Here is a 25,048-nt window from a genome sequence, read left to right on the forward strand (position 1 = left end):
TAGAGATACTGCTCACTTTTTTTGTTTTATTCCGTAACGAGCGTAACATTTTTTTGTGGTGAAAAGGTAGAGATAGCGTGCTTAAATACTAATTGCTGTTTTCCTTCTACATCAAGCAAAACAGTGAAATTGTCAAAGCTTGTTACTCTTCCGCGTAGTTGAAAGCCGTTAGTTAGAAAAACAGTAACCGGGATTTTTTCTTTCCTAAGTTGATTTAAAAAATTATCTTGTAATGCTTGTCCACCTTGTTTCATGTTATATCTCTCCTATCTCTCTCTTACTCTTTAAAGTCATACTGATTTCCAATACCCTTCTGGGTCGAAATAAAACCGATATCCGCTTTTATTTCTTTAAAAAGTCAGTAATCAATTGTTCTGCCGTATTGTTTAGCATTTGGCTGTCGGCCTCTAGCCAGTGAATATCCATACGATTGCGGAACCACGTCAACTGCCGTTTGGCGAAACGACGTGAATTCTGCTTGATCTGGTCGGTTGCTGCCTCTAGACTAATATCCCCTTCAAAGAAAGCGAATAGTTCTTTATAGCCAATTCCTTTCATTGCCGGAAGATTTTTATCCAAGCCTTGTTCATATAGGTTTCTTGCTTCTTCGACAAGTCCTGCTTGCAGCATGAGCTCGACACGCACATTGATTCTCGCGTAAAGCTGTTCCCGTGGAAGGTCAAGACCAATGTATAGCGGCCGAAAATCAGCCACCGGCTCTTTATGCGTGTGCATCGCTGAAAAAGGCTTGTTCGTAGCTTTGATGACTTCTAAAGCACGAATCACACGCTGTTTGTTGTTGGCATGGATACGTTCTGCACTCAAACTATCTAACGCTTTCAACTGTTCCCACAAAACATCGTTATCTAGTTTTTCCAATTCTTTTCGATATGTACGATCCTCAGCAATCGTCCCAAAGTTGTAATCGTAAAATACGGATTGGATATATAATCCGGTTCCGCCGACGATAATGGGTAAATTGGCTCGGCCTGCGATCTGGTGGATATATTGCTTCGTCGCCTTTTGAAATTTCGCTGCTGTAAATGGCGTTTGCGGCTCTACCTCATCGATCAGATAATGGGGAATCGTGTGCATTTCTTCAGTGGTCACTTTGGCTGTACCGATGTCAAGACCCTTGTAGACTTGCATGGAATCGCCGCTGATGATCTCACCGCTGAATTTCTCAGCTACAGCGATGCTTAACGCTGTTTTGCCTACAGCAGTCGGACCTACAATGACGATTACAGGAATAGCACTCAAACAAAAACCTCCTTACATCTGATACAAATGTACCACGAATTGACATTATTGAAAATAGTTTCTTATAAAATTTATTTTTCAAAGAAAACCCCCGCGTTTTCTTGCGAAACGCAGGGGGTTTTAGATGATTTACTTACGGTCATGCCAGTCAGCTGGTTCTACAGCATCTTGGATTTCTTTTTCCAGGTCTTCTTCGTATGCTTGACGGCGTTCTTCTTCCCAGTGGAAGACTCTATTCATTTCTTCGACCACTGCTTTTTTGTGTTCTTGCAAATAGTCGATATCGAATAATAGATAACCGGTTCTTCTGAAGAGGAAGTCGACCGGGGTCTGCACTGCTTCATGATAAATGCTGTAATGAAGCTCCGCATATAAACTGTTTGGTAGCGGATTTTCTGGATCTTCCTTATGCGCTTCCGCATAGGTGAAGAGTTGATCGATATTTGTGCCATATCGTTTTGCCAATTCGCGTGCTTTCTCGAGCGTCCAACCGAAACGATTGTTTCCTTCTTGCGCTTTTTTAGCAAGGAAGTTTTCTAAGTTCTTCGAGCCACCGATATCCCCACCGGAGATCGGCAAATGTTTGGTCTGTACGTTTTTATATTTGGTCTTGGTTTCTTTTTCGATTCCTTTGGTGATATCATCCAATAGTTTTTCCGCCATTTTGCGGTACCCGGTCAGCTTACCGCCGGCCATCGTGATCAAACCGCTTTCGGAAAACCAAACTTCATCCTTTCGCGAAATCTCGGAAGGATCTTTTCCTTCTTCATAAATCAGCGGTCTTACTCCAGCCCAGCTTGATTCAATATCTTTCTCCGTTATTTTCACATCTGGGAACATGTAATTGATCGCTTTGATAACATAATTATGATCGGATTCCAAAGCACGCGGATGGATGATTTCTTCTTCATAAAAAGTATCCGTCGTACCAACATACACTTTCTTATCACGTGGGATCGCGAATACCATTCGACCGTCCGGTGTATCAAAATAAACTGCTTGTTCCATCGGGAAGCGTTTTTTGTCGATAACTAAATGGATTCCCTTTGTTAAACGTAAGTGTTTATTGTTGCGGGTATGATCCATATTACGAATCTTGTCTACCCAAGGGCCACCTGCATTGATAACGCGGCGTCCATTGATTTCAAACGCTTTCCCAGTAACCTGATCCGTAGCAGTCACGCCAGAAACGTTGTGATTATCATCATATAATAGACTTTCTACTTTTACATAATTCAGGATGTCTGCGCCTAGCTCTACTGCCTTTTTGATAACTTCGATCGTCAATCTAGCATCATCTGTACGATATTCCACATAATAGCCGGAACCTTTTAAGCCGTCTTTTTTAACAAATGGATTTTTTGCCAATGTTTCTTTTGGACTTAAAATTCTGCGGCGTTCGCTTTTTTTGACACCAGCCAAATGATCGTAAACGCGGATACCAAATGAAGCTGTGGTTTTACCCATATTGCCGCCTTTATGGAATGGCAACATCATCCACTCGGGAGTAGTGACATGTGGTCCATTTTCATAGACGATGGCACGCTCTTTCCCTAATTCTGCTACTTCTTTTACTTGGAATTGCTGTAAATAACGCAATCCGCCGTGTACTAATTTGGTGGATTTGGAAGAAGTTCCGCTAGCAAAGTCTTTCATTTCTACTAATGCTACGGAAAGTCCACGGGTAATGGCATCTAACGCGATTCCTGCGCCAGTGATCCCTCCGCCGATAACGACGATATCATATTTTTTCTCTTGCAGCTTGCGTGTGATCGTTTCACGGTCAAAACTAGAAAATAATTGCACCATTTAATGTTCCCCCTTGATATATACTAAATCGTCCATTCGATTACTCTCTTCTTTTCCACTTTTTGGTGAAAACGAAACAAAAGAAAAAGAGACTGCAAAATAAGCGTGCGCACGCTTTTTGCAGTCTCTCCAAATCTCGGACAATTTATTAACTTATTTTTAGTATAGCGTATTCTTTTCAAAAAGAAAAGCAGCTTGCTTATTGATCGGCTAATTTCGTCTGTATCTCTTTCGCACGTGCCGGGTAGTCGGTGATGATACCGTCTGCACCGCTTAAAAGAAATTTCCGGATGTCCGCTTCTTTATTCACTGTCCAATAGCGGACCTTTAAACCTGCTAGCAATGGATCGCCTAAAGTCCGTTTATCAGGATGGATGGCTTGAATCTCGATCGATTGCTGGATCTCAGCCAGTGTCTTCAGATCCCGTCCTGTTATCAATGCCAGGTCCGCAACTGGATCTAATGCTCGAACTCGTTTTAGTGTTTCCGGATTAAACGAGGAAAATAAGAACTTTGTTTTTCCGCCTTGTGCGTTGCAAAGATCCAACACGATCTTTTCAATACCCGGGTAATCAAATTCATCTGTCTTTAATTCAATGTTTAGCAGGATCGGTGTTTCTTTCAATGCGTCCAATACTTCTTGGAACGACGGGATCTTCATTGGCAGCACTGCTCTCCAGCCAGATCGTTTGATATGTAGTTTTTTGATTTCTTCATATGTGAAAGAACGAATCAAACCCTTGCCATTTGTCATGCGATTAACGTCTTTATCGTGCATCACGATCGGAATATTATCTTGGGTAAGTTGCACGTCTATTTCGATCGAGTCGGCACCAGCTTTTACTGCTTCTTTGATCGCTGCGAGTGTGTTTTCTGGATGTGTTCCGCTGCTTCCTCGATGAGCCATGATCATTGTCATTGTCATTCCCTCCATTTCGCTTCTGTTTTTATTATAACTGATTCAGAAAGATTTTTTAAATATCTACCTTTCCCGCTTACAACATTGTGCCAATATGGTATTATAGACAGATAGAACAAGACATATAGACAGAATGTTTTAGGAGATGTTATTTTGAAAAGAACTACTCGCTACAGTAGGAAATATGTTCCGAGTATGGATGGTCTTCGTGCGCTCGCAGTTTTAGTTGTTATTTTTTATCATTTACAATTTAATTGGGCCAAAGGCGGATTTATCGGCGTGGATATCTTTTTCGTATTATCCGGCTACCTTATCACCAATCTATTACTTACTGAATGGGACAATACCCAAAAAATCGATTTGAAATCTTTCTGGATCAGACGTGCTAGACGTTTGATACCAGCCGTATATACTATGATCATTATTGTGGTCGTTTTAGCAACGTTGTTTGCTAGGCCATTACTTGCAAGCTTGCATGGGGATGCCATTGCTTCTTTCTTTTACAGTAGCAATTGGTGGTTTATTTTCCACCATGTTTCTTACTTTGATAGTTTTGGCACACCATCGCTTTTGAAAAATCTTTGGTCGCTGGCGATCGAAGAGCAGTTTTATGTTTTTTGGCCGCTCTTTTTATTGATCTTTCTAAAATGGGTAAAGAATCCCAAATTGCTGCTTCAAATCATTGCTGGCCTGAGTTTGTTTTCTGTTATTTTAATGGGCGTTTTGTATTCGCCAGGCGCAGATCCAAGCCGTGTCTATTATGGAACAGATACCCGGGCTTTTGACCTGCTGATCGGATGCGGGCTAGCATTTATCTGGCCATTCAAACAGCTCAGCCCAACAATTCCAAAACAAAGTAAACTCGTTTTGAATATAGCTGGATCGATGAGTTTGCTATTCTTTGGTCTCTTCACTTTCTTCATCAGTGAATATCAGCCATTCTTATACCGCGGCGGATTGTTTCTCGTGGCATTGATCGGCGGAGTAATGATCGCGACCATCTCGCATCCTGCCAGTTTCTTAGCGTCGATTTTCAGTTTTTCACCGCTTCGTTATATCGGAAAACGCTCTTATGGTCTTTATTTATGGCATTATCCCATTATTACGCTTACGACCCCGGTTTTAGAAATCGGTCAGCCAAATATCGGCCGAGCTTGCTTGCAGATTTTACTTACTTTCGTTGTTGCCGAACTTTCCTATCGCTTCCTTGAAATGCCGATTCGGAAAGTTGGTTTTATTGCTTACTTTAAAGGGTTTAAAAATGTCCGCTATTTTACCTATCAGGACAAACCAGTAGGCAAATGGCTCGCGATTTCAGGCGTATCGCTTTTTAGTCTGTTTTTCCTGCTTGGAATGACAAATTTGTTTGTTCCGCATTCAGAGGCAACTAATCAAACCACGCATGTAAAAGTGACTTCTAAATCTCCTGATACGAAAGCAAAGAAAAAAGAAGATCCACCAGCGAAAAAAGCTAAGAAGGCCAAGAAAAATGTGCCTGCAAAAACTGGCAAAGCGGATCCTGTGAAGAAGTCGGGAACTATTCCTTACGCGCAAACATTGGCGATCGGTGATTCGATCATGATCGATATTGAATCCGACTTGAAGGATGCTATTCCAAATGTTACGATCGACGGCTTAGTAGGAAGACAGCTTCGGGACACGATCCCGCTGGCGAACAGTTATCAGAAATTCAATAATTCTAGCAGTGCGGTCATTCTTGAACTAGGGACAAATGGCCCCTTCACTGAAGACCAGCTGGATAAGTTGTTAAGCCGCTTCAATAGAGCACATATTTACCTTATTAATACTCGAGTGCCGCGGAACTGGGAATCGGAAGTGAATCAATATATTGAAAAAGCTGCTTCCAAAGATAATGTCACGGTCATAGATTGGCACAAACAATCTTTAGACAATAACCATTACTTCGCCAAAGACGGTGTGCATCTGACCGGTCGTGGCTCTCAGACATATGTCGATCTCTTGACCAACAAAATGAAAAAATAAAAGAAGCGTTACTCATTATCTGAGTAACGCTTCTTTTTATTCTGCAAATACGTTTTTCCATTCTGCTTTTTTGTCTAAGAACTCTTTGGCTAATGCTTGGGCGCCGCTTAAACTATGGCTTGCTGCCCAACCGCATTGTACTTCGTTGCAAGCTGGAACTTCAGTTGCTTGTAAGATGTCTTTCAGTGTAGCTTCTAAAATACGTAAGACATCATCAAAATCTGTATGGTTGATCACGGATAAATAAAAGCCAGTTTGGCAGCCCATTGGACTGATGTCGACAATTTTGTCTGTATGGTTACGGGAAAGTTCCGCCATCAAATGTTCTAAGGAATGAAGCGCGGGCATTTCCATGTGTTCTTTGTTCGGTTGCTTGAATCTAAGGTCGTATTTATAAATCTCATCGCCGTGATAGCCTGTTTTTGTTCCTGCTAAGCGAACGTAAGGAGCGGCCACTTTTGTGTGATCTAAGTTGAAGCTTTCGACGTTCATTTTTTCCGTCATTTTTCTTCACCTTTCCCTTCTTCTTCTTTGATTTCTGGGATTTCTGTCCAAACTTCGATCGGTGTTCCCTCTAGGGTCTCATCAAGGATAAACGAGCCATTGGAATAGCGATCGGTGGTACGGAGATTTTCCACCTGGATTTCGACAGTCTGTTCTTTGTTCGTGAGTACCATCAGACGATCGTCTTTATCAGCTAAACGGATATCGATAAAGCGGTGCGGGTTTGCTTTTAATTCGCGTAGCATCAGCAAGCCGCGTTTCGCTCTCGAGATCGCCTCAAATTCAGATGCCTTCATTTTCTTCATCGAACCTCGTTGCGTTGTCAAAATGATACCGCGATTTTCTTCATTTTGCAACAATACGCCACCGACAACTTCATCGGTTTCTTTTAGATTGATGGCTTTTACGCCGGCCGTTCTTGTACCTGATTCTGGTATTTCAGTGATTGGATAGCGAAGACCGTAGCCATTACGAGTCGCAATGAAAATATCTTCACTGCCATCTGCAACTGCCACATTTAACAGCTTGTCATCAGCCTTCAATTTGATCGCCATCATCGCTTTTGAATAACGCTGCGGCCGGTAGTTAGCGATCAGCGAGACTTTTGTCATTCCTGCTTGCGTCAGAAAGACTAATTTTTGGGTTTCATTCGCTTTAGATAATGGCAACGCTTGAATCACTTCTTCGCCGCTGCCCATTTCTGTGACGATATGGCTGACGTGATCACCGAGATTTTTCCAGCGGATATCAGGTAGCTCATGGACTGGCCGATAAATAAAATTACCGTGGCTGGTAAATAAGAGCAGTGCGTCCATAGTATTCATCTTCTCGATAAAGATCGCATGGTCGGTCTCTTTCATCGCCAATTCGTCGCCTTTTGAAGCGGTATAGGATCGGTAAGAAGTGCGTTTGACATAGCCTTCTTTTGTTACAGAAACAATAACGTCTTCGCTTGCTACTAACACTTCTTTATCAATAACGATTTCTGCGATCTCGTTTTCAATTGCAGTGAGTCGCGGTGTCTTATAGTTTTTCTTGATCTCTGTAAGTTCAGCTTTTAATGTCTTTACCAATTCGCCTTCATCGCCGAGGATCTTTTCTAGAGCATCTATTTGTGCCGCTAATTCGGCTGCTTCCTTATTCAAGTCATGGATGTCTGTATTGGTTAAGCGATATAATTGTAGGGAAACGATTGCTTCTGCTTGACGCTCGCTGAATTGATAGGTTTGCTGCAAATTAAGTTTCGCATCACGTTTGTCTTTCGACCCGCGAATCAATTGAATCACTTCATCCAGTATCGATAATGCTTTGATCAGACCTTCAATGATATGCTGTCTTGCTTTTGCTTTCTTGATATCATATTCTGATCGTTTCGTAATAATTTCTTTTTGATGACTGATATAAGCATCTAGCATGGCGATAATGCCCATCAGTTCTGGTCGCTTATTGTGGATGGCGACCATATTGAAGTTATAGCTGATTTGTAAGTCCGTATTTTTGAAAAGATAGTTCAAAACACCTTCACTGTTGGCGTCTTTCTTTAATTCCACCGCGATCCGTAGCCCTGTGCGATCCGTTTCGTCACGGACTTCGGAAATCCCTTCGATCCGTTTTTCGATTCGTAGTTCGTCGATTCGTTTTACAAGATTAGCCTTATTGACTTCATATGGGATCTCATGGATCGTGATCTGCTTGCGACCACCGCGCAGGTCTTCTACTTCCGTCTTAGAGCGGACGATAATGCGCCCTTTTCCTGTTTCGTATGCTTTACGGATACCATCGATCCCCTGGATGATACCTCCAGTTGGGAAATCCGGGCCTTTCACGATTTTCATAATATCTGCTAAGGAGCAGTCGGGTTTATCCAATCGCTTGATCACTGCTTCGATGATCTCAGTGAGATTGTGAGGCGGAATATCAGTTGCATAACCGGCTGAAATCCCAGTAGAACCATTAACTAGCAGATTCGGGAATCTTGCTGGCAGTACAGTTGGCTCACTCGACGTATCATCAAAGTTTGGTATAAAATCTACGGTTTCTTTTTCAATGTCGCGTAGCAATTCAGCGGCGATCTTGGAGAGCCGGGCTTCCGTATAACGCATTGCTGCGGGCGGATCACCATCAACACTCCCATTGTTACCGTGCATTTCGATCAGGCTGTTGCGGACTTTAAAATCTTGGCTCATCCGCACCATTGCTTCGTATACAGAAGAGTCGCCATGCGGGTGATAGTTCCCGATAACATTCCCTACTGTTTTAGCAGATTTTCGAAAACCCTTTTCAGAGGTGTTGCCTTCTACATTCATAGCGAACAAGATTCGTCTTTGAACGGGTTTCAATCCATCGCGAACGTCTGGAAGCGCACGTTCTTGGATAATATATTTACTGTAACGGCCGAAACGGTCTCCCATTACTTCTTCCAGTGCTAAATCTTGGATATGCTGTTCTGGTAAACTCATTCGTCAGTCGCCTCCTCAATCATCATGTTTTCATTTTCGAGGATGTTTTGATCATCTTCCATGGTAAATTCGACATGTTTTTCGATCCACTTGCGACGTGGCTCTACTTTGTCGCCCATGAGTGTCGCCACTCTTCGCTCTGCCCTTGCAATATCATCGATCCGGACTCTTATCAGCGTGCGTGTTTCCGGGTCCATGGTTGTTTCCCATAATTGATCGGCATTCATTTCACCAAGCCCTTTATAGCGCTGGATCATGTAGCCCTTACCGATCTTACTGATGGCGCCTTCTAATTCATCATCTGTCCAAGCGTATTCAAGCACTTCTTTTTTGCCCGCACCTTTGCTGACTTTATAAAGCGGCGGCAAGGCAATAAAAATTTTGCCGGCTTCGATAAGTGGCGTCATATAACGATAGAAAAATGTCAAAAGCAATACTTGGATATGCGCACCATCGGTATCGGCATCGGTCATGATCACGATTTTGTCATAGTTGCAGTCTTCTAAATTAAATTCTGCACCAACACCTGCGCCGACTGTATGGATGATCGTGCTGATCTCCTCATTTTTTAAGATATCCGGTAATTTGGCTTTTTCCGTGTTGATAACTTTTCCGCGCAGTGGCAAGATAGCTTGAAAGCGTCTATCTCGTCCTTGTTTAGCAGATCCACCGGCGGAGTCCCCTTCGACAAGATATAATTCATTTTTATTCGGATTCCGTGATTGTGCCGGTGTTAATTTCCCTGACAGAATCGTTTCCGAGCGTTTGCGTTTTTTGCCGTTACGGGTTTCTTCCCGTGCCTTACGAGCTGCCTCTCGCGCTTCTCGCGCTTTGATTGCTTTTTTGACAAGTAATGAGCTTGTATCTGGATTTTCTGCTAAAAAGTACGCCAGGTGCTCTGTCACGACTGCATCAACAGCTGCTCGTGCTTCTGCCGTTCCCAGTTTTTCTTTGGTTTGTCCTTCAAATTGAAGCAAGTTCTCAGGCACACGAATAGAAAGCACAGCTGATAACCCTTCGCGGATATCGCTTCCTTCTAAGTTTTTATCTTTTTCTTTTAGCATACCGACGCGGCGTGCATAATCGTTGAACACACGTGTCATGGCTGCTTTCATACCGGATTCATGCGTTCCAGCTCCTCTGGTACGAACGTTATTTACGAAACTTAAAATATTCTCGGAATAACCGTCATTGAATTGGAAAGCAAGTTCCATCTCGATCGAACCGCTTTCCCCATCAATATCAACAACTGGGTGAAGGACATCTTTTCCTTCATTGATATATTCCACAAAGTTTTTGACGCCTTCTTCAAATTGAAAAATTTCTTCTGCGCCAGTGCGTTCATCGCTAAGTTCGATCGCCATTCCTTTTAGAAGAAAAGCAGATTCACGTAAACGTTCGGAAAGTGTATCATAATTGAACGAAGTCATGGGGAAAATTGCTGGATCTGGCTTGAAGTGTATCTTGGTTCCTCTCCGCTTCGTTTTTCCGATTTTCTTTAATTTATCGACAGGCTTCCCGCCATCGGCAAAATTTTGTTCATAGATGGCACCATCGCGATAAACAGTGACTTTTAGCCATTCCGACAATGCATTTACTACGGAAGATCCGACGCCGTGAAGACCGCCACTTGTTTTATAACCGCCTTCTTGACCGAATTTCCCTCCGGCATGCAAGACCGTCAAAATAACTTCTACTGTTGATTTTCCAGTTTTATGGGTACCTACTGGCATCCCGCGTCCTTCGTCTTCTATACTGATACTTTGATCTTTATATATTTTCACAGTGATTCTTTCCCCGAAGCCAGCGAGTGCTTCGTCCACAGAATTATCCACGATTTCATAAACCAAGTGGTGTAGACCGCGCACATCTGTCGATCCAATGTACATTGCCGGTCTTTTGCGAACTGCGTCAAGACCTTCCAGTACCTGAATGGAGTCATCATTATATTCATTCATAGGTTTGCTCATACTTCATTCTTTCTCCTCTCACTGAGATGTGTCTGCTCTCATCAGCTACCTTATCAGAATAGCACTATCCTTTAAAATAATAAAGGGCTATATGTAAAGAACATGTATTCTCATATTATACTAAATCACTCTGCTTCCGCAACTTTTTCTTCAATAACCGTCACTTTTGAGTACGGTTTCGATAAAGTAGTAGCTGTTCTAATAAAATACCGATCACGCTACCGACGATCAAGCCGTTATTGAGGAGTGCTATCAAAGCAGCTGGTAGCTGGCTAGTTGCAGATGGAGGTAAAAACATGATCCCAACGCCTGTCATCAGCGAGATCCCGATAATCAAATAAGTATCGTTTTCCAACCGAATAATATTTTTTAATTCTTTTAACGCCATTACGACCATATTTGAAAATAGGACGAACACAACTGCATATCCAACTGGCGCAGGAATAGCCGCCATTACGTGCATCAGTGGTGGGAAAAATGTGATCACTGTCGTAAGTACACAACCAATCAAAAAAGCCAATCTGCTTTTTTCCCCAGTTTGCGCGACAAAGCCTGCCGCACCGCTGATCGGTACAGAACCAATTGCGCCGAATCCTCCGCCTAGTAGCTGATTAACCCCTGATACAAAGCCACTACGACGATAACGCGAGGAGTCTTCTGCACCGCTTGGGTTGACGATCGTTTCCATAAGCCGAATGGAAGCGACAAGGTTTGTGATCAGCAAGAAGGTCAAGAAAAACGCGGTCGTTATCCCGCCTAAGTCAAATAACGGTGCGCCGAACGGAAATAATTCTGGTAGCGCAAACCAACTGCTAGTATGTGCTACTGCTGGTGCTTGACGGAAAACAATAAACAATAACCAGCCTATCAATAAAGAAAAAACGACAGAATATTGACGTACCCATAAAATTCTTGTTTTACCAAAGAAAAAGGATAGACAAACGACAACTAGGCTGAGCAATGCTGTCTTGACATTAATCGTGCCATTTTCACCTGTTATCCCAAACATCCCTTTGATAAACGAACCACTTAGCTGCAATACGAGCAGCATCAAGTAAATAAATGTCACAGTCGGAGTAAATAATTTAGCCAATTTTTCGATGAACCCAAAAAAAGAGAGGATGATGAAGAATCCTCCGCTCACGATCATTGCGCCAGATAAAGCCTGTAGAGCGGCGATATTGGTGCTATAAAGCACCCCGATAAAACCTGTATAAACAGTAAAAACGCTCCACCATAATCCTGCCGGTCCTTCGTGGATAGGAAGTTTATGACCGATAATAATTTGTAAGATACCTGCGATCCCTAATACAAAAATAGTTCGCGCCAGAAGTCCTGACGTTTCCGTGGTGGTTAAATGATACTGATTGGCGATTGAGATCGGTGCTACAATTGCCGCTGCGATCATAAAAATCATCCACTGGATTCCCGCAATTCCTTTTTTCATACTTTCCCAACTTTCCTCTGTATTCTCAATAAAACATTTTAGCGCTATCCTGCTTTGTTGTAAAGCGCTCATTTCTTGACATTTCCGACACAAACGCATCGTTTTTTTTGCCATTCTATGCTATAATGCGTACAGAATATGATTTATAAAAGGAGATAATACCGTGATTTTGCCTTTTATCTTACTAATTGTTTTAGCTTATTTGATTGGCTCCATTCCTTCTGGATTATGGATCGGAAAACTATTTTTCCAAAAAGATATCCGGGAACATGGAAGCGGCAACTTGGGTGCTACGAATGCGTTTCGAGTACTTGGTTTGCTACCGGGCAGTATCGTAACGGCTATCGATATCTTGAAAGGTACGCTAGCAACACTTTTACCGCTAGTTTTCCACCTTCATGTCGATCATCATCTTTATCTGCTGACCGGGATTTTTGCAATCATCGGTCATAGCTTCCCGATTTTTGCCGGCTTCAAAGGCGGAAAAGCGGTTGCCACGTCGGCCGGGATCATCTTAGGATATGCGCCACTGCTATTTATTGCTGTGATCATCGTATTTTTGATCACGCTCAAAATCAGCAAGTATGTATCGCTTAGTTCGATGATTACTGCTGTGATCGCCTTGCTCTTGTCAGTATTTGCAAAAGATTGGGTGCTCTCATTACTGATCGCCTGCATCGCGATTTTTGTGATCTACCGGCACCGTACGAACATCGCCCGTATCAAAAACGGAACCGAGCCGAAAATTACGTGGATGTAAAAAAACGTTCTTGCTATTTTAGCAGGAACGTTTTTTTATTAACCAAGCGTAATCTCATATTCCGTTGCAAATATCGCTTCTGGGTCAAGCTGTTCAATACCTGCTTTATCCCGAATCTCCACAGGATCCCCAGCGCTATCAGCCACTCCAAACCATGGTTCGATACAGAGGAAAGGTGCTCCCGGTTTAGGTGTCCAAATTCCTACAAATGGAAAGTTTGGAAAGGCAACTGTCACAAAATGGGCATGTTTATGTGAACGAATCGAGATCTTATCTGCCATCAATCCTTCAAAGATCAACGCATCATTGGCGAATAAATCATAGTTCAATGGTAGTTTTTGCGCTTTTTCAGGTACAAGCTTTTTGATTTCCCCGCTGCGATAAGGGCCGTCTAGTACCAGTGTCTCCATGCTTTCTTCGGCATGAAAATCCAAGTAATAATCTTCAAAGTTTTCGCCATCCAGTAGTGGCACATTGAAGGCAGGATGTGCGCCGATTGAAAAGTAAATCCGTTTTGTGTCCATGTTTTCAACTTCATAGCCAACCTTCACCGTATTTCCTTCCAGCGTATAACGAATTCGTAAAGCAAAGGTATATGGATAGATCGCTTTGCTTTCTTCATCGGCTACCAAGCTAAAGACAATGCTTGTGTCGGTCTGCTCGATCACTTCGAATCCACGATCACGAGCAAAGCCATGCTGGCCAAGATGATAAGCTTTTTCATCCACATAATACGTATCGTTTACTAATCTTCCCACCGTAGGGAATAGGATCGGGGCATGACGACCCCAAAAGGCTGGATCTGCCTTCCATAGATACTCCAATTCCGTTTCTTTATTATAAATACGCGTCAATTCAGCACCTTGCTGTTTCAGTTCTACAATAAGCTGGCCATTTTCTAATTGCAACAATTCATTTTTCCTCCTTTAAGTGAAATCGTTTGATTTGGTCGTTTTTTCCTTCTGCTTCTAATACATAAACTTGGATTTCTCCAAAAAGATCATAATGCGGTAAACCAGCATGCCGATCATCGATCCATTCCGGCTGTAATCCGTATTTTTTTCCCCATTCACGCAACACTTGCTCATCTTGACAAGCAACTTTAGTTACCGTTTTTGAGTTAGGGAAACGATCATCCAGCCAATAATGTGTTAAGATCGCGATCTCTCCAGCTTGCGCTTTTTCTTTGAAAGCAAGCAGTTCGGCTCGTTTCACTCCGAAAGCCATCTTATTCTTGCTCCATGGCTTGGAGATAAGCCTTGTGCCATTCCGGGAATTCTCTGCGAAGGGCAACAGGTTTAAAATTATCTTTACGGACACAAACATGCGTTGTTTCGCCTGTGATCGCGATCTCTCCGCCATCTTTATAGCGAATCTCATATTGATACGTCACGCGCAGACCGTCATACGAGAGAATACTGGTTTTTACGATCGCTGTTTGACCATAACGCAGTGGTTTTCCATATGCTAGATGAACGTCCACGACAGGAGAAAGGAATCCTGCTTCCTCCATATCAAAATAACGAAATCCTAATTCTTCAATTAGTCTTGTCCGGCCGATCTCCATCCAGACAAGGTAATTCGTGTGATAGACAACTCCCATTTGGTCTGTTTCAGCGTAGCGTACTTCGATTTCCGTTTCTGTGAATTTCATTTTACAACCTCCAAATAACCGAATGTTCCTTTATATTTTAGCAAAAATGCACAAAAAAAGCTTCTTCTAATGATAGGAAGAAGCTTTTTGACACTTAATTATTTTTTAATTTTTCTAATTCTACTAAGAATTTATCATTCAGAACACGGATAAATGTTCCTTTCATACCAAGCGAACGCGAGTCGATGACGCCAGCACTTTCTAGTTTACGAAGTGCATTGACGATAACGGAACGAGTAATGCCGACACGGTCAGCGATCTTGGAAGCAACTAAAAGTCCTTCCTTGCCATTCAATTCATCGAAAATATGCTCGATGGCTTCTAATTCGCTGTAGGATAAGGAATTGATCGCCATTTGGACAACGGCACGGCTGCGAGCTTCTTCTTCGATCTCGCCGGATTTTTCATGGAGGATCTCCATGCCAACTACTGTACCACCATACTCTGCCAACATCAAATCGTCATCCGTGAAGTGACTTTCCAAACGAGATAAAATCAATGTTCCTAAACGTTCCCCACCGCCAACGATTGGCACGATCGTCGTTAAGCCTTTGGTGAATAAGTCACTGTTTTCAGTTGGAAACGCCGTATATTGACTGGACACTTCTAGGTTTGCAGATGTTTCGTTCACGTTAAACAAGCTGTGCGTGTAATCTGCCGGGAATTGACGATCCACCAGCATTTGTTTCATTCGTTCGTTTTCAATTGGTAAAATTTCCGAAAAACCAAGTAATTTCCCGCGACGGCTGACGATATACGTGTTTGCGTCGATCACTTCAGCCAATGTATCTGCCATTTCTTTAAAGTTGACGGATTTACCGGATGTATTCTGTAACATTGCATTGATTTTTCTTGTTTTCGCTAATAAGCTCATTCTTATTTCCTCCTAGTTTTCTTATAAAATAAATTCAGTTAAATCTCGATTTTGCATGATTGAAGCTAGTTTTTCATTGACATAGCTTTCGGTGATAGTCACTGTATCAAGCGTGATCTCAGGTGCCTCGAACAATAGATCTTCTAGTAATTTCTCTAGGATCGTATGCAGTCTCCTGGCACCAATGTTATCTGTATCTTGATTGACTTCAAAAGCGATCGCGGCAAGGCGTTCTACTGCTTCTTTCGTAAAGACAAGATCGATCCCTTCTGTTTTCAACAATGCTCGATACTGCTTGATAAGTGCATTGTCGGGTTCTGTCAAAATCTTGACAAAGTCTTCTTGCCCTAGCTTTTCCAGCTCGACCCGAATCGGAAAACGTCCTTGCAACTCTGGGATCAAATCGCTTGGTTTCGAAGTATGGAAAGCTCCTGCGGCAATGAATAAGATATATTCCGTATTAACTGTTCCATATTTCGTAGCCACTTGCGATCCTTCAACGATCGGCAAAATATCACGCTGTACCCCTTCGCGAGAAACTTGTCCGCTTCCTGCTTCCGAACCGCTGGTGATTTTATCGATCTCATCGATAAAGATAATTCCTAACTGTTCTGCACGTTCAATCCCAAGCGCAGCAACTTCATCTTGATCGATCAGTTTGGCAGCTTCATCTTCGTGTAGGATCTTACGTGCTTCAGCTACTGTCACTTTTCGTTTTTTCGTTTGCTTCGGCATTAGATTAGAAAGAGCATCCGACATCCCATTCATTTGGTCCATTCCCGAACCTTTCAGCATATCGAACATGGGATTTTGCTGTTCTTTCACTTCAACGGTCACCATTTGATCATCGAGTTCTCCGTTTTGCAAGCGCCATAGTAGCTGATCACGTTTACCACGAAGTTCTGCGTCAACTTCTTCCTCTTCCTGTGCTTGTTGATTGAACAAAGCTTCAAAAGGATTTGTCGTTTGACTTTTTTGTTTTTTTTGGGCGGGTGCCAACAATTTGATAACCCGCTTGTCTGCATTTTTTTGCGCTCGCGTATAAACCTCGCTCATTTTTTCTTCTTTCACGATCCGAACAGAAACTTCGACAAGGTCCCGTACCATCGACTCTACATCACGTCCCACGTAGCCGACTTCCGTGTATTTAGTAGCTTCTATTTTCGTAAATGGTGCTTTGACCAGTTTTGCGATTCGTCTGGCAATTTCGGTTTTCCCAACACCAGTTGGTCCGATCATCAAGATATTTTTGGGAATGATCTCTTCCCGGATCGTTTCCTCCATCAAAGAACGACGGTAACGATTTCGCAAAGCAACGGCCACAGATTTCTTGGCGCCATGTTGACCAATGATATATTGGTCTAGTTTTTCTACGATTTGTCTAGGCGTTAATGCTGCTGTATTTTCCAATGACTATCACTCCTTTAGAGTTCTTCCACGGTAATATGGTCGTTTGTGAACACACAAATTTCCGAGGCGATCTGAAGCGCATTTCGGGCGATCTCTTTTGCTTCAATAACTTCGCTGCTGTAGCGTTTCAATGCTCTACCAGCTGCCAAGGCGTAATTGCCGCCTGAACCGATTGCCAAGATGCCATCATCTGGTTCGATTACTTCCCCTGTCCCCGAAACGAGCAGCAATTTTTCTTTATCCATTACGATCAGCATTGCTTCCAGTTTGCGAAGCACGTTATCGCTGCGCCATTGTTTCGCTAGCTCGACCGAAGCTCTTTCTAAATTACCGTTATATTCATTTAATTTATTTTCAAATTTTTCAAATAACGTAAACGCGTCTGCTACAGATCCGGCAAAACCTGCGATCACATTGCCATTAAAAAGTTTCCGCACTTTTTTAGCGGTATGCTTCATCACGACAGATTCACCAAGCGTTACTTGTCCGTCTCCTGCCATTGCTGCTTTTCCATTGTGTTGAACAGCAAAAATCGTTGTTGCATGTAATTCCATTTTTATCTCCTCCTTTATGCCCTTGGGTGAAATTTCATGTAGGTCGCCTTCAGATGCTCCTTCGTAACATGGGTATAGATTTGAGTGGAAGACAAGCTCGCATGCCCTAATAATTCTTGGACCGTCCGCATGTCTGCGCCATTGTTCAGCAGATCAGTCGCAAAGGTATGTCTCAGCATATGCGGGTGGATCTTGCGCGTCATCGCCGCACTTTCGATCGTCTTAGAAAGACAATACCTGATACCGCGTGGTGTTAAAGAATCACCGTAATGATTTACAAATAGATAATCATGTTCTTTATGATATTTCTCCATCAAAGCTTTGCGACTCGCTTCCAGATAAAGCTGGACAGCATCCTCGGCATAGGCACCAAAAGGGACATATCGTTCTTTATTCCCTTTCCCGCGAATCAAAATCGACTGATAGGTAGCATCGATATCAGCGAGCCGAATATCTGCACACTCACTCACACGAATACCTGTCCCATACAATATTTCAAGCAGGGCCCGGTTGCGCAATGTCAATAGTTTGTCATCTTGATAGACGACCGTAAACAAAGCCTCCATTTCTTCTGAGTAGAAAAATTTTGGAAGCCTTAAATGATTTTTCGAATGACTGACATAAGAGAAGGGATTTTCTGCTATCTGCTGGTCGCGCAATAAGAAAGTATAAAAACTTCTTAAACTGGATAGCTTTCTTGATACGGTCGATCTTGAATACTCTTTCTCGCGAAGTCTCGTCAAATAGACGCGTACTTCTAAATACCTTACGTCGGTTAAAGATTCAATAATCTCTTCTTTTAAAAAAGTCTGAAAATCGTGTATATCTTGTTTATATGCTGCAACTGTGTAAGCGGAATAGTTGCGCTCTTTCTCTAAATAGGTCAAGAAAGATTGCACGAAGGAAATATCATTATCCATTATATTCATACCTTTCAAACACTTTCATGGTAACATAAGTATGGAAGAGTTGCAATAATTATAGACACTTTTCAAAACTTTTTGAATTGCATATCAATTCATAATTATGTGAGCAACTAAACATAAAAAATCATAAAAAAGATTTGAAGAATTGGCATTATTTACACAATCCCTCAAATCATTATAAATAGTTTATACTTCTTTCGCAAGCCCCTTTAGTGCATTTAATGCTCTTTCCACTATTTTTTCGTTGCGCAGCTCTTTTTCACGGATCGTATCTGTCAAATCGGGAAACAAACCAAAATTGACATTCATCGGTTGAAAAGAATGCTGATTCGCATGGGTAATGTAATGTGCCATACTACCGATAGCTGTCTCACGTGGGAAAGTGATCGGCTCTTCGCCCGAGACATACTTCGCAGCGTTAATGCCCGCTGCAAGTCCGCTCGCCGCAGATTCTACATAGCCTTCCACACCAGTCATCTGACCGGCAAAAAATAGATCTTCGCGTGCCTTCAGCTGATAAGTCGGGAGTAGGATTTCCGGCGAATTGATAAAAGTGTTGCGGTGCATGACCCCATAACGCACGATTTCCGCGTTTTCGAGACCGGGAATCATTTGAAATACTCGTTTTTGTTCGCCCCATTTTAAATGCGTCTGGAAGCCAACCATATTATAAAGCGTTCCAGCTGCATCATCCTGCCGTAATTGTAAGACCGCATATGGACGCCTTCCAGTATGTGGATTTTCTAATCCAACAGGCTTCATTGGACCAAAGAGCAATGTCTTCATCCCCCGCTTTGCCATTACTTCGATCGGCATGCAACCTTCAAAGTAGATTTCTTTCTCAAAATCTTTCAGTTCAGCTGTTTCCGCTTCCACGAGTGCACGATAAAATGCGAAAAACTCCCGCTCCGTCATCGGACAGTTCAGATAAGCAGCTTCTCCTTTATCATAACGGGATTTCAAATAGACTTTATCCATATCGATGCTTTCTTTTTCGATTATTGGAGCAGCCGCATCATAAAAGTAAAGATACGAGGAACCGGTCAATGCTTTGATACTCTCTGCAAGTTCCGGACTTGTCAGCGGCCCGGTCGCAATTATCGTCGGCCCTTCTGGAATGGCCGTGACTTCTTCCTGATAAACGGTAACGAATGGATGCTGTTTGACTTGCTCAGTGATATAGCCGGAAAATTCATGCCGGTCCACTGCGAGCGCTCCTCCCGCTGGAACAGAAGCTCGATCAGCAGCATTGATAATAATAGAGTCAAGTATCCGCATCTCTTCTTTAATAAGACCGACTGCATTCGTTAAAGAATTAGCACGTAAGCTATTGGTGCAGACAAGCTCAGCAAATTTGTCCGTATGATGCGCTGGAGTTTGTTTGACAGGACGCATTTCATATAGTGCTACCTGAATCCCTCTTTGAGCAAGTTGCCAAGCTGCCTCACTGCCTGCTAGCCCAGCACCGATCACATTTACTTTCTTTTCCAATCTAATCCCCCCAGACAAAAAGGCTAAGGCGCGAAGCCTTAAAGCCTTTTATTGTTGCGTTTGTTCTTTATAATCACAGTTGGTACATTGAACTTGGATTCCTTTTTTGAGCTTTTTCTCCACAAGCGCATGTTCCGCACATTTTGGACAAGCGCGTTCGACTGGTTTATCCCATGACACGTAATCACAATCCGGATAACGATCACAGCCATAGAAAATCCGTTTTTTCTTGCTCTTCCGCTCAATCACGTGGCCTTCGCCACATTTCGGACAAGTTACACCGATTTCTTTAACGATCGGCTTCGTATTTCGGCATTCCGGAAAATTACTGCAAGCAAGGAATTTTCCGTATTTCCCCATTTTATAGACCATCGGCGATCCGCAGATATCACAATCAATACCAGCAGGTTCATCTTTGATCTCGATTTTTTCCATTTCTTTATCCGCGCGTTCTACGTTCGGCTCAAAGTGTTTATAGAACTCATCGATTACTTTGACCCATGCGACTTTCCCATGTTCTACTTCATCCAGCTCGTTTTCCATGTTCGCTGTGAATTTGACATCTAAGATCTCTGGGAAATAGTCTTCAATCAGTTCATTGACGATTTCTCCTAATTCAGTTGGGATGAATCGTTTATTTGTAAGCGATACATAATTACGGCGCTGGATCGTATCAAGCGTAGGGGAATAGGTAGAAGGGCGGCCGATGCCGATTTCTTCTAATGTTTTCACCAATCTTGCTTCGGTATAGCGTGGTGGTGGCTGTGTGAAGTGTTGTCTTTGTTCTAAAGTTTGCGATTCTACCTTGTCTTCTTTTTTGAGATCAGGTAAGATATTTTCTTTTTCTTCTTTATTATCATCATTACTTTCGACGTATACCTTCATAAAGCCGGCAAATTTCACTTTAGAACCATTGGCGCGGAATTGAACGCCATTGTTATCTAGATCGACACGCATCGTATCTAAAATAGCCGGTGCCATTTGGCTGGCAATAAATCTTTCCCATATCAGTTTGTATAAGCGATACTGATCTCTACTCAGATAATCTTTCATTTCTGACGGAGAGCGAAGTGCGCTTGTTGGGCGGATAGCTTCATGCGCATCCTGTGCCCCTTTGGTATTTTTATCTGTTCGTTTTTTGGAACGCGTAAACTCTTTTCCATATTTTTCTATGATGTGCTGATTCGCTTCTGCTACGGCGGAGTCAGCAATACGGGTGGAATCCGTACGCATATACGTGATCAAACCAACTGTTCCCTGCTTACCGAGTGCGATACCTTCATATAGTTGTTGTGCTAGCATCATTGTCTTCCGTGTACGGAAGTTTAGTTTACGTGCTGCCTCTTGTTGAAGGGAAGATGTGGTAAATGGTGCAGCTGGATTACGATAACGTTCTTTTTTAGTAACATCAGTAACCGTAAATTGTTTTCCTTTTAAGCGGGACATTACTTCTTTTACTTCTTCTGCGTTAGACAGCTTTTTCTTTTTCCCGTCTACGCCGTAAAAATTAGCTTGGAATTCTTGCTTACCTTTTTTGAAATTACCATCGATCGTCCAGTATTCTTCCGGTTTGAAATTATTGATTTCTTTTTCACGATCAATGATCAAACGTAAAGCTACAGACTGAACACGGCCTGCACTAAGTCCTTTTTTGACCTTTTTCCATAAAATCGGGCTGATATTATAGCCAACAAGTCGGTCTAATATACGTCTTGCTTGCTGAGCATCTACCAGATCCATATCGATTTTACGTGGATGTTTAAACGATTCTTTGACCGCGTCTTTCGTGATCTCATTGAAAACAACGCGTAATTCTTGTGATTGATCTAATTCTAAACTATTCGCTAAGTGCCAAGCAATCGCTTCACCTTCGCGATCGGGATCGGCTGCTAGATATACTTTTTTAGCTTTTTTAGCAGCTTGTTTCAATTCTTTTAAGATTGGTCCCTTTCCACGAATAGTGATATACCGTGGTTCAAAGTCATGCTCAGTATCTACACCCATTTGACTTTTGGGCAGATCACGAATGTGTCCCATTGATGCTTTTACTTTAAATTTTTTACCTAGATATTTTTCAATTGTTTTAGCTTTAGCAGGTGATTCTACAATAACTAAATAATCTGCCATGATTAAATTCCTCCCCGATTTGGGCCACAACATGGGTAATTCTCTTTACTTTACCTCATGTTCTTATTTGCTTCTCTTTGGTGCACATAATTCAATTGTAAATATTATCCTTTATCAAAAGGTTTGTCAATCTTTAATTGAATAAATAAAAACACTCTGAAGCAAACTTATCTGAAAATCTCGGGAAATACAAGCTAAAACACTTGAAAAGATCAAAAAGGCTCAAATGTAGGAAAAGTTTCAAGGATATCTGTTGCTTGTCGCACCACGATCGCCCCTTCTGCAATCAGCTGGTTCGTTCCACTACTGGCTTTGTCAAAAATGTTACCGGGGACGGCATAGACGAGCCGATTTTGATCCAATGCCAAATTTGCCGTGATCAGCGAACCACTACTGGTCGCTGCTTCGATCACTAATGTTCCCCTGGACAAGCCACTGATGATTCGATTACGCTCGGGGAAATGCCAACTGTTAGCCTTGATACTCGGATGATGTTCCGTCAGCAACAAGCCTTTTGCCGCAATTCGCCTCGCCAGTTCCAGATGCTGTTTGGGATAGATATTGGCAAGACCACTTCCTAAAACTGCAATGGTATTCCCACCATGATCCAGTGCCGAATGGTGCGCTTTACCATCGATCCCCACTGCTAGACCGCTGATTATCGTTAATGGACATGCCACCAGTTCCTTTATGATATGTTCGGTGGCATGGCTGCCATATGGCGTCATTTTTCTAGCTCCCACTACTGCCAGACCTTTTTCCTTTAGCAAGGATAACTGACCTTCATAAAATAATATAGGTGGAGGCTCATAGATTTCGCGGAGCAAGGACGGATATGTATTCTCTTCAATGAAAAGTATATTTTTGTCATTCGCAAGAGATGGTGCTGCTGCTAATTCCTGTTTTAATTGCTCTATTTTGGTTGGTTGAAAAAAAAGCTTAATGAATTGCCGGAGCGATATATCCGATAATTCTTCTTCCGTTGTTTTTTGCCATATCTGTGCTCGTTTCTTAGCTGTGACGGAGGGACAGTAAGCGAGTTCCAGCCAAGTTTGTTTATCTCTTAGATTCAAAGTCTCTACTCCTTTTCTAACAAGTAATGAACTCAGTATAAGCGGTTTGAGATTGGTTGTAAAAAAACCAAATCCCTCCTTTCTGTCGTAAAAAAAGTATTTCTCCATGGAGAAATACTTTTTTTACTTTTTTCTTCTATTAAATAGACTGCGTTTTTTATTGAAAACGCGAATTCGCTGCTTTGACTGGTGCAAATGTCAAACGGTGAATCGGACAAACACCTTGCTTATCCAATCCTTCCAAATGCAGTTTCGTGCCATAACCCATATTATGTGCAAAATCATAGCCCGGATATAGTTGTTCCGCTTCTTTCATCAAAGAATCACGCGTGACTTTCGCAATGATCGAAGCAGCAGCAATAGAAATGCTTTTCGTATCTCCCTTGATGATTGCTAATTCTTGTTTGGAGTAACCCAACTTCATTGCATCGATCAAAGTAAAATCAGGAGCTGGATCCAGATTATCCAAAGCTTCTGCCATCGCTAATTTGGTAGCTTCGTAGATATTCACTTGATCGATCACTTCATGAGATTGGATGGAAATACCGATACTTACTGCTTGTTCACGGATAATATCATAATAATATTGGCGTTTCTCCTCGCTGAGCTGTTTAGAATCATTGATGCCTGTTACCGAAAAATCATTCGGAAGGATCACTGCAGCGGCAACTACCGGACCTGCAAGCGGACCTCTGCCAACTTCATCGACACCGGCGATTCGCGAGTAACCTGCTTTTAGATATTCCGATTCAAATTGTTTCATTTCTTGTAATTTCAGAAGACTTTCTTGCGCTTGTTGCTGTTTCTTTTCCCAAGCGCGAATAACTTGTTGCACACCTTTACGTGAATCAGAGCGAAGCCGCTTGATGTAATCAGATTGCATGGAAAATTCTAATTCAGCAAGTTTTGCTTTGATTGTAGAAATACTTTCTATCATTGTTCTTCTCCATCATTACTCTCATGCGGATCATCTAAAGTTATTCGACCTAATTTTTGAGTGCGTATATCGCGAATAAATGTTTCGGCGGCACGATCATAGTCCGGGTCTTGATAACGGTCAAAGAGTCGTTTTTTCTCCGCGATCATTCCTAAGAATTCAAGACTCGTTTCCGGGATCGTATCATTCTCTAAATAATGGAGCAGACGTTCTGGATAGTTTTTGCGGAAAAACTCAGCGGCAAAAGAAGCAATATCTTCCATTTGTAAGAGATCATCTTTAATGGCACCTGTTAATGCCAGTTTGAACCCGACAGATTGATCCTCAAATTTCGGCCATAAAATCCCCGGCGTATCTAATAATTCTAAGCTTTTTTCCACTTTTATCCATTGCTGCGCTTTGGTGACGCCCGGCTTATTGCCCGTTCTGGCAATGTTTTTCTTGGCTAACCGATTGATCAGTGTGGATTTCCCAACATTGGGAATACCTAATATCATCGCCCGAATCGCTCTGGGCTTCATTCCTTTGGTTTTCCAATTATCGAATTTCTCTTTCATCAGCAGTTCTGCTGCGCGACTGATTTTGTGCATCCCTTTTCCGGCTTGTGCATCCACCGCCACTGCTAATAAGCCTTGTTCAGCGAAATAATCGATCCACTCCGCTGTTCTCAATTCATCTGCAAGATCAGCTTTATTTAAAATAATGACTCTTTTCTTTTGATGAATGATTTCTGCTAACATTGGATTAGCAGAAGAAAGCGGCAATCTGGCATCCACTAATTCAAAAATAACATCTACTAATTTTAATTTTTCCGTCACTTGTCTTCTGGCTTTGGCCATGTGACCTGGGAACCATTGTATCGTCATATCA

22 protein-coding genes are annotated in these 25,048 nt (G+C 42.3%); 2 read left to right on the forward strand and 20 right to left on the reverse strand.

Annotated elements, in window-relative coordinates:
* Positions 1-26 precede the first annotated feature (26 nt).
* From hfq to EL241_RS08125, 4 genes are all read right to left on the reverse strand, one after another.
* Positions 27-254, reverse strand: coding sequence for an RNA chaperone Hfq (gene hfq, locus EL241_RS08110; RefSeq protein WP_003755367.1), 228 nt, complete (start codon positions 252-254; stop codon positions 27-29).
* 88 nt (positions 255-342) lie between these two features.
* A complete protein-coding gene (gene miaA, locus EL241_RS08115) occupies positions 343-1,260 on the reverse strand; it encodes a tRNA (adenosine(37)-N6)-dimethylallyltransferase MiaA (protein ID WP_036106536.1) in 918 nt (305 codons plus the stop codon).
* 129 nt (positions 1,261-1,389) lie between these two features.
* On the reverse strand, positions 1,390-3,069 hold the full coding sequence (locus EL241_RS08120) for a glycerol-3-phosphate dehydrogenase/oxidase (protein WP_036106533.1): 1,680 nt from the start codon (positions 3,067-3,069) through the stop codon (positions 1,390-1,392).
* A 199-nt stretch (positions 3,070-3,268) separates the two neighbouring features.
* Positions 3,269-3,988: a glycerophosphodiester phosphodiesterase family protein gene (locus tag EL241_RS08125; protein WP_036106528.1), complete on the reverse strand. Its 720-nt coding sequence runs from the start codon at positions 3,986-3,988 to the stop codon at positions 3,269-3,271.
* A gap of 153 nt (positions 3,989-4,141) precedes the next feature.
* Here EL241_RS08125 and EL241_RS08130 point away from each other — a divergent pair, with 153 nt between their 5' ends.
* Positions 4,142-5,992, forward strand: coding sequence for an acyltransferase family protein (locus EL241_RS08130; RefSeq protein ID WP_036106524.1), 1,851 nt, complete (start codon positions 4,142-4,144; stop codon positions 5,990-5,992).
* A gap of 36 nt (positions 5,993-6,028) precedes the next feature.
* On the opposite strand, the gene EL241_RS08135 is transcribed toward EL241_RS08130, so the two are convergent.
* From EL241_RS08135 to EL241_RS08150, 4 genes are all read right to left on the reverse strand, one after another.
* Complete coding sequence (locus EL241_RS08135; protein ID WP_003755359.1) at positions 6,029-6,496, reverse strand: S-ribosylhomocysteine lyase; 468 nt, start codon at positions 6,494-6,496, stop codon at positions 6,029-6,031.
* Positions 6,493-8,955: a DNA topoisomerase IV subunit A gene (gene parC / locus EL241_RS08140; protein WP_036106520.1), complete on the reverse strand. Its 2,463-nt coding sequence runs from the start codon at positions 8,953-8,955 to the stop codon at positions 6,493-6,495. The genes EL241_RS08135 and parC overlap by 4 nt, the downstream gene beginning before the upstream one ends.
* The gene (parE, locus tag EL241_RS08145) at positions 8,952-10,913 is read right to left on the reverse strand and encodes a DNA topoisomerase IV subunit B (protein WP_126320688.1); all 1,962 of its coding nucleotides are present in this window, start codon (positions 10,911-10,913) and stop codon (positions 8,952-8,954) included. The genes parC and parE overlap by 4 nt, the downstream gene beginning before the upstream one ends.
* A 172-nt stretch (positions 10,914-11,085) precedes the next feature.
* Complete coding sequence (locus EL241_RS08150; RefSeq protein ID WP_036106517.1) at positions 11,086-12,372, reverse strand: purine/pyrimidine permease; 1,287 nt, start codon at positions 12,370-12,372, stop codon at positions 11,086-11,088.
* 163 nt (positions 12,373-12,535) lie between these two features.
* Here EL241_RS08150 and plsY point away from each other — a divergent pair, with 163 nt between their 5' ends.
* Complete coding sequence (plsY, locus tag EL241_RS08155) at positions 12,536-13,132, forward strand: glycerol-3-phosphate 1-O-acyltransferase PlsY (protein ID WP_036106515.1); 597 nt, start codon at positions 12,536-12,538, stop codon at positions 13,130-13,132.
* A gap of 38 nt (positions 13,133-13,170) precedes the next feature.
* On the opposite strand, the gene EL241_RS08160 is transcribed toward plsY, so the two are convergent.
* The 12 genes from EL241_RS08160 to ylqF all read right to left on the reverse strand — a co-directional run bounded on the left by EL241_RS08160 (position 13,171) and on the right by ylqF (position 25,044).
* A complete protein-coding gene (locus tag EL241_RS08160; RefSeq protein WP_003755349.1) occupies positions 13,171-14,043 on the reverse strand; it encodes an aldose 1-epimerase family protein in 873 nt (290 codons plus the stop codon).
* Position 14,044: 1 nt separating this feature from the next.
* Positions 14,045-14,359, reverse strand: a complete 315-nt coding sequence (locus tag EL241_RS08165; RefSeq protein ID WP_003755347.1) for a hypothetical protein — start codon at positions 14,357-14,359, stop codon at positions 14,045-14,047.
* A gap of 1 nt (position 14,360) precedes the next feature.
* Positions 14,361-14,786: an acyl-CoA thioesterase gene (locus tag EL241_RS08170; protein WP_003755344.1), complete on the reverse strand. Its 426-nt coding sequence runs from the start codon at positions 14,784-14,786 to the stop codon at positions 14,361-14,363.
* 94 nt (positions 14,787-14,880) lie between these two features.
* A complete protein-coding gene (gene codY / locus EL241_RS08175; protein WP_003755342.1) occupies positions 14,881-15,660 on the reverse strand; it encodes a GTP-sensing pleiotropic transcriptional regulator CodY in 780 nt (259 codons plus the stop codon).
* Between the two features lie 21 nt (positions 15,661-15,681).
* On the reverse strand, positions 15,682-17,070 hold the full coding sequence (hslU, locus tag EL241_RS08180; protein ID WP_126320496.1) for an ATP-dependent protease ATPase subunit HslU: 1,389 nt from the start codon (positions 17,068-17,070) through the stop codon (positions 15,682-15,684).
* Positions 17,071-17,084: 14 nt separating this feature from the next.
* The gene (gene hslV, locus EL241_RS08185) at positions 17,085-17,624 is read right to left on the reverse strand and encodes an ATP-dependent protease subunit HslV (RefSeq protein WP_003755338.1); all 540 of its coding nucleotides are present in this window, start codon (positions 17,622-17,624) and stop codon (positions 17,085-17,087) included.
* Between the two features lie 14 nt (positions 17,625-17,638).
* The gene (xerC, locus tag EL241_RS08190; protein WP_036106508.1) at positions 17,639-18,544 is read right to left on the reverse strand and encodes a tyrosine recombinase XerC; all 906 of its coding nucleotides are present in this window, start codon (positions 18,542-18,544) and stop codon (positions 17,639-17,641) included.
* 192 nt (positions 18,545-18,736) lie between these two features.
* Positions 18,737-20,041, reverse strand: coding sequence for an FADH(2)-oxidizing methylenetetrahydrofolate--tRNA-(uracil(54)-C(5))-methyltransferase TrmFO (gene trmFO / locus EL241_RS08195; RefSeq protein ID WP_036106506.1), 1,305 nt, complete (start codon positions 20,039-20,041; stop codon positions 18,737-18,739).
* A gap of 48 nt (positions 20,042-20,089) precedes the next feature.
* Positions 20,090-22,168, reverse strand: coding sequence for a type I DNA topoisomerase (topA, locus tag EL241_RS08200; protein ID WP_040486417.1), 2,079 nt, complete (start codon positions 22,166-22,168; stop codon positions 20,090-20,092).
* Between the two features lie 212 nt (positions 22,169-22,380).
* Positions 22,381-23,241 carry a DNA-processing protein DprA gene (gene dprA, locus EL241_RS08205; RefSeq protein ID WP_036106503.1) on the reverse strand — a complete coding sequence of 287 codons (861 nt, stop codon included), beginning with the start codon at positions 23,239-23,241 and terminating at the stop codon, positions 22,381-22,383.
* A 157-nt stretch (positions 23,242-23,398) separates the two neighbouring features.
* Positions 23,399-24,178: a ribonuclease HII gene (locus EL241_RS08210; RefSeq protein ID WP_036106499.1), complete on the reverse strand. Its 780-nt coding sequence runs from the start codon at positions 24,176-24,178 to the stop codon at positions 23,399-23,401.
* A complete protein-coding gene (gene ylqF, locus EL241_RS08215) occupies positions 24,175-25,044 on the reverse strand; it encodes a ribosome biogenesis GTPase YlqF (RefSeq protein ID WP_126320498.1) in 870 nt (289 codons plus the stop codon). Before ylqF ends, EL241_RS08210 begins: the two co-directional genes overlap by 4 nt.
* Between the last annotated feature and the right edge of the window lie 4 nt (positions 25,045-25,048).

It is taken from the genome of Listeria grayi (assembly GCF_900638015.1).
Lineage (GTDB): Bacteria > Bacillota > Bacilli > Lactobacillales > Listeriaceae > Listeria > Listeria grayi.

Coding starts and splice junctions, on each gene's coding strand:
- hfq (WP_003755367.1), bottom strand. CDS start 254: ATGAAACAAGGTGGACAAGCATTACAAGATAATTTTTTAAATCAACTT.
- EL241_RS08150 (WP_036106517.1), bottom strand. CDS start 12,372: ATGAAAAAAGGAATTGCGGGAATCCAGTGGATGATTTTTATGATCGCA.
- parC (WP_036106520.1), bottom strand. CDS start 8,955: ATGAGTTTACCAGAACAGCATATCCAAGATTTAGCACTGGAAGAAGTA.
- parE (WP_126320688.1), bottom strand. CDS start 10,913: ATGAATGAATATAATGATGACTCCATTCAGGTACTGGAAGGTCTTGAC.
- EL241_RS08120 (WP_036106533.1), bottom strand. CDS start 3,069: ATGGTGCAATTATTTTCTAGTTTTGACCGTGAAACGATCACACGCAAG.
- EL241_RS08165 (WP_003755347.1), bottom strand. CDS start 14,359: ATGGCTTTCGGAGTGAAACGAGCCGAACTGCTTGCTTTCAAAGAAAAA.
- EL241_RS08210 (WP_036106499.1), bottom strand. CDS start 24,178: ATGATAGAAAGTATTTCTACAATCAAAGCAAAACTTGCTGAATTAGAA.
- xerC (WP_036106508.1), bottom strand. CDS start 18,544: ATGGATAATGATATTTCCTTCGTGCAATCTTTCTTGACCTATTTAGAG.
- EL241_RS08170 (WP_003755344.1), bottom strand. CDS start 14,786: ATGAAATTCACAGAAACGGAAATCGAAGTACGCTACGCTGAAACAGAC.
- EL241_RS08135 (WP_003755359.1), bottom strand. CDS start 6,496: ATGACGGAAAAAATGAACGTCGAAAGCTTCAACTTAGATCACACAAAA.
- topA (WP_040486417.1), bottom strand. CDS start 22,168: ATGGCAGATTATTTAGTTATTGTAGAATCACCTGCTAAAGCTAAAACA.
- ylqF (WP_126320498.1), bottom strand. CDS start 25,044: ATGACGATACAATGGTTCCCAGGTCACATGGCCAAAGCCAGAAGACAA.
- codY (WP_003755342.1), bottom strand. CDS start 15,660: ATGAGCTTATTAGCGAAAACAAGAAAAATCAATGCAATGTTACAGAAT.
- EL241_RS08125 (WP_036106528.1), bottom strand. CDS start 3,988: ATGACAATGATCATGGCTCATCGAGGAAGCAGCGGAACACATCCAGAA.
- hslV (WP_003755338.1), bottom strand. CDS start 17,624: ATGGAATTACATGCAACAACGATTTTTGCTGTTCAACACAATGGAAAA.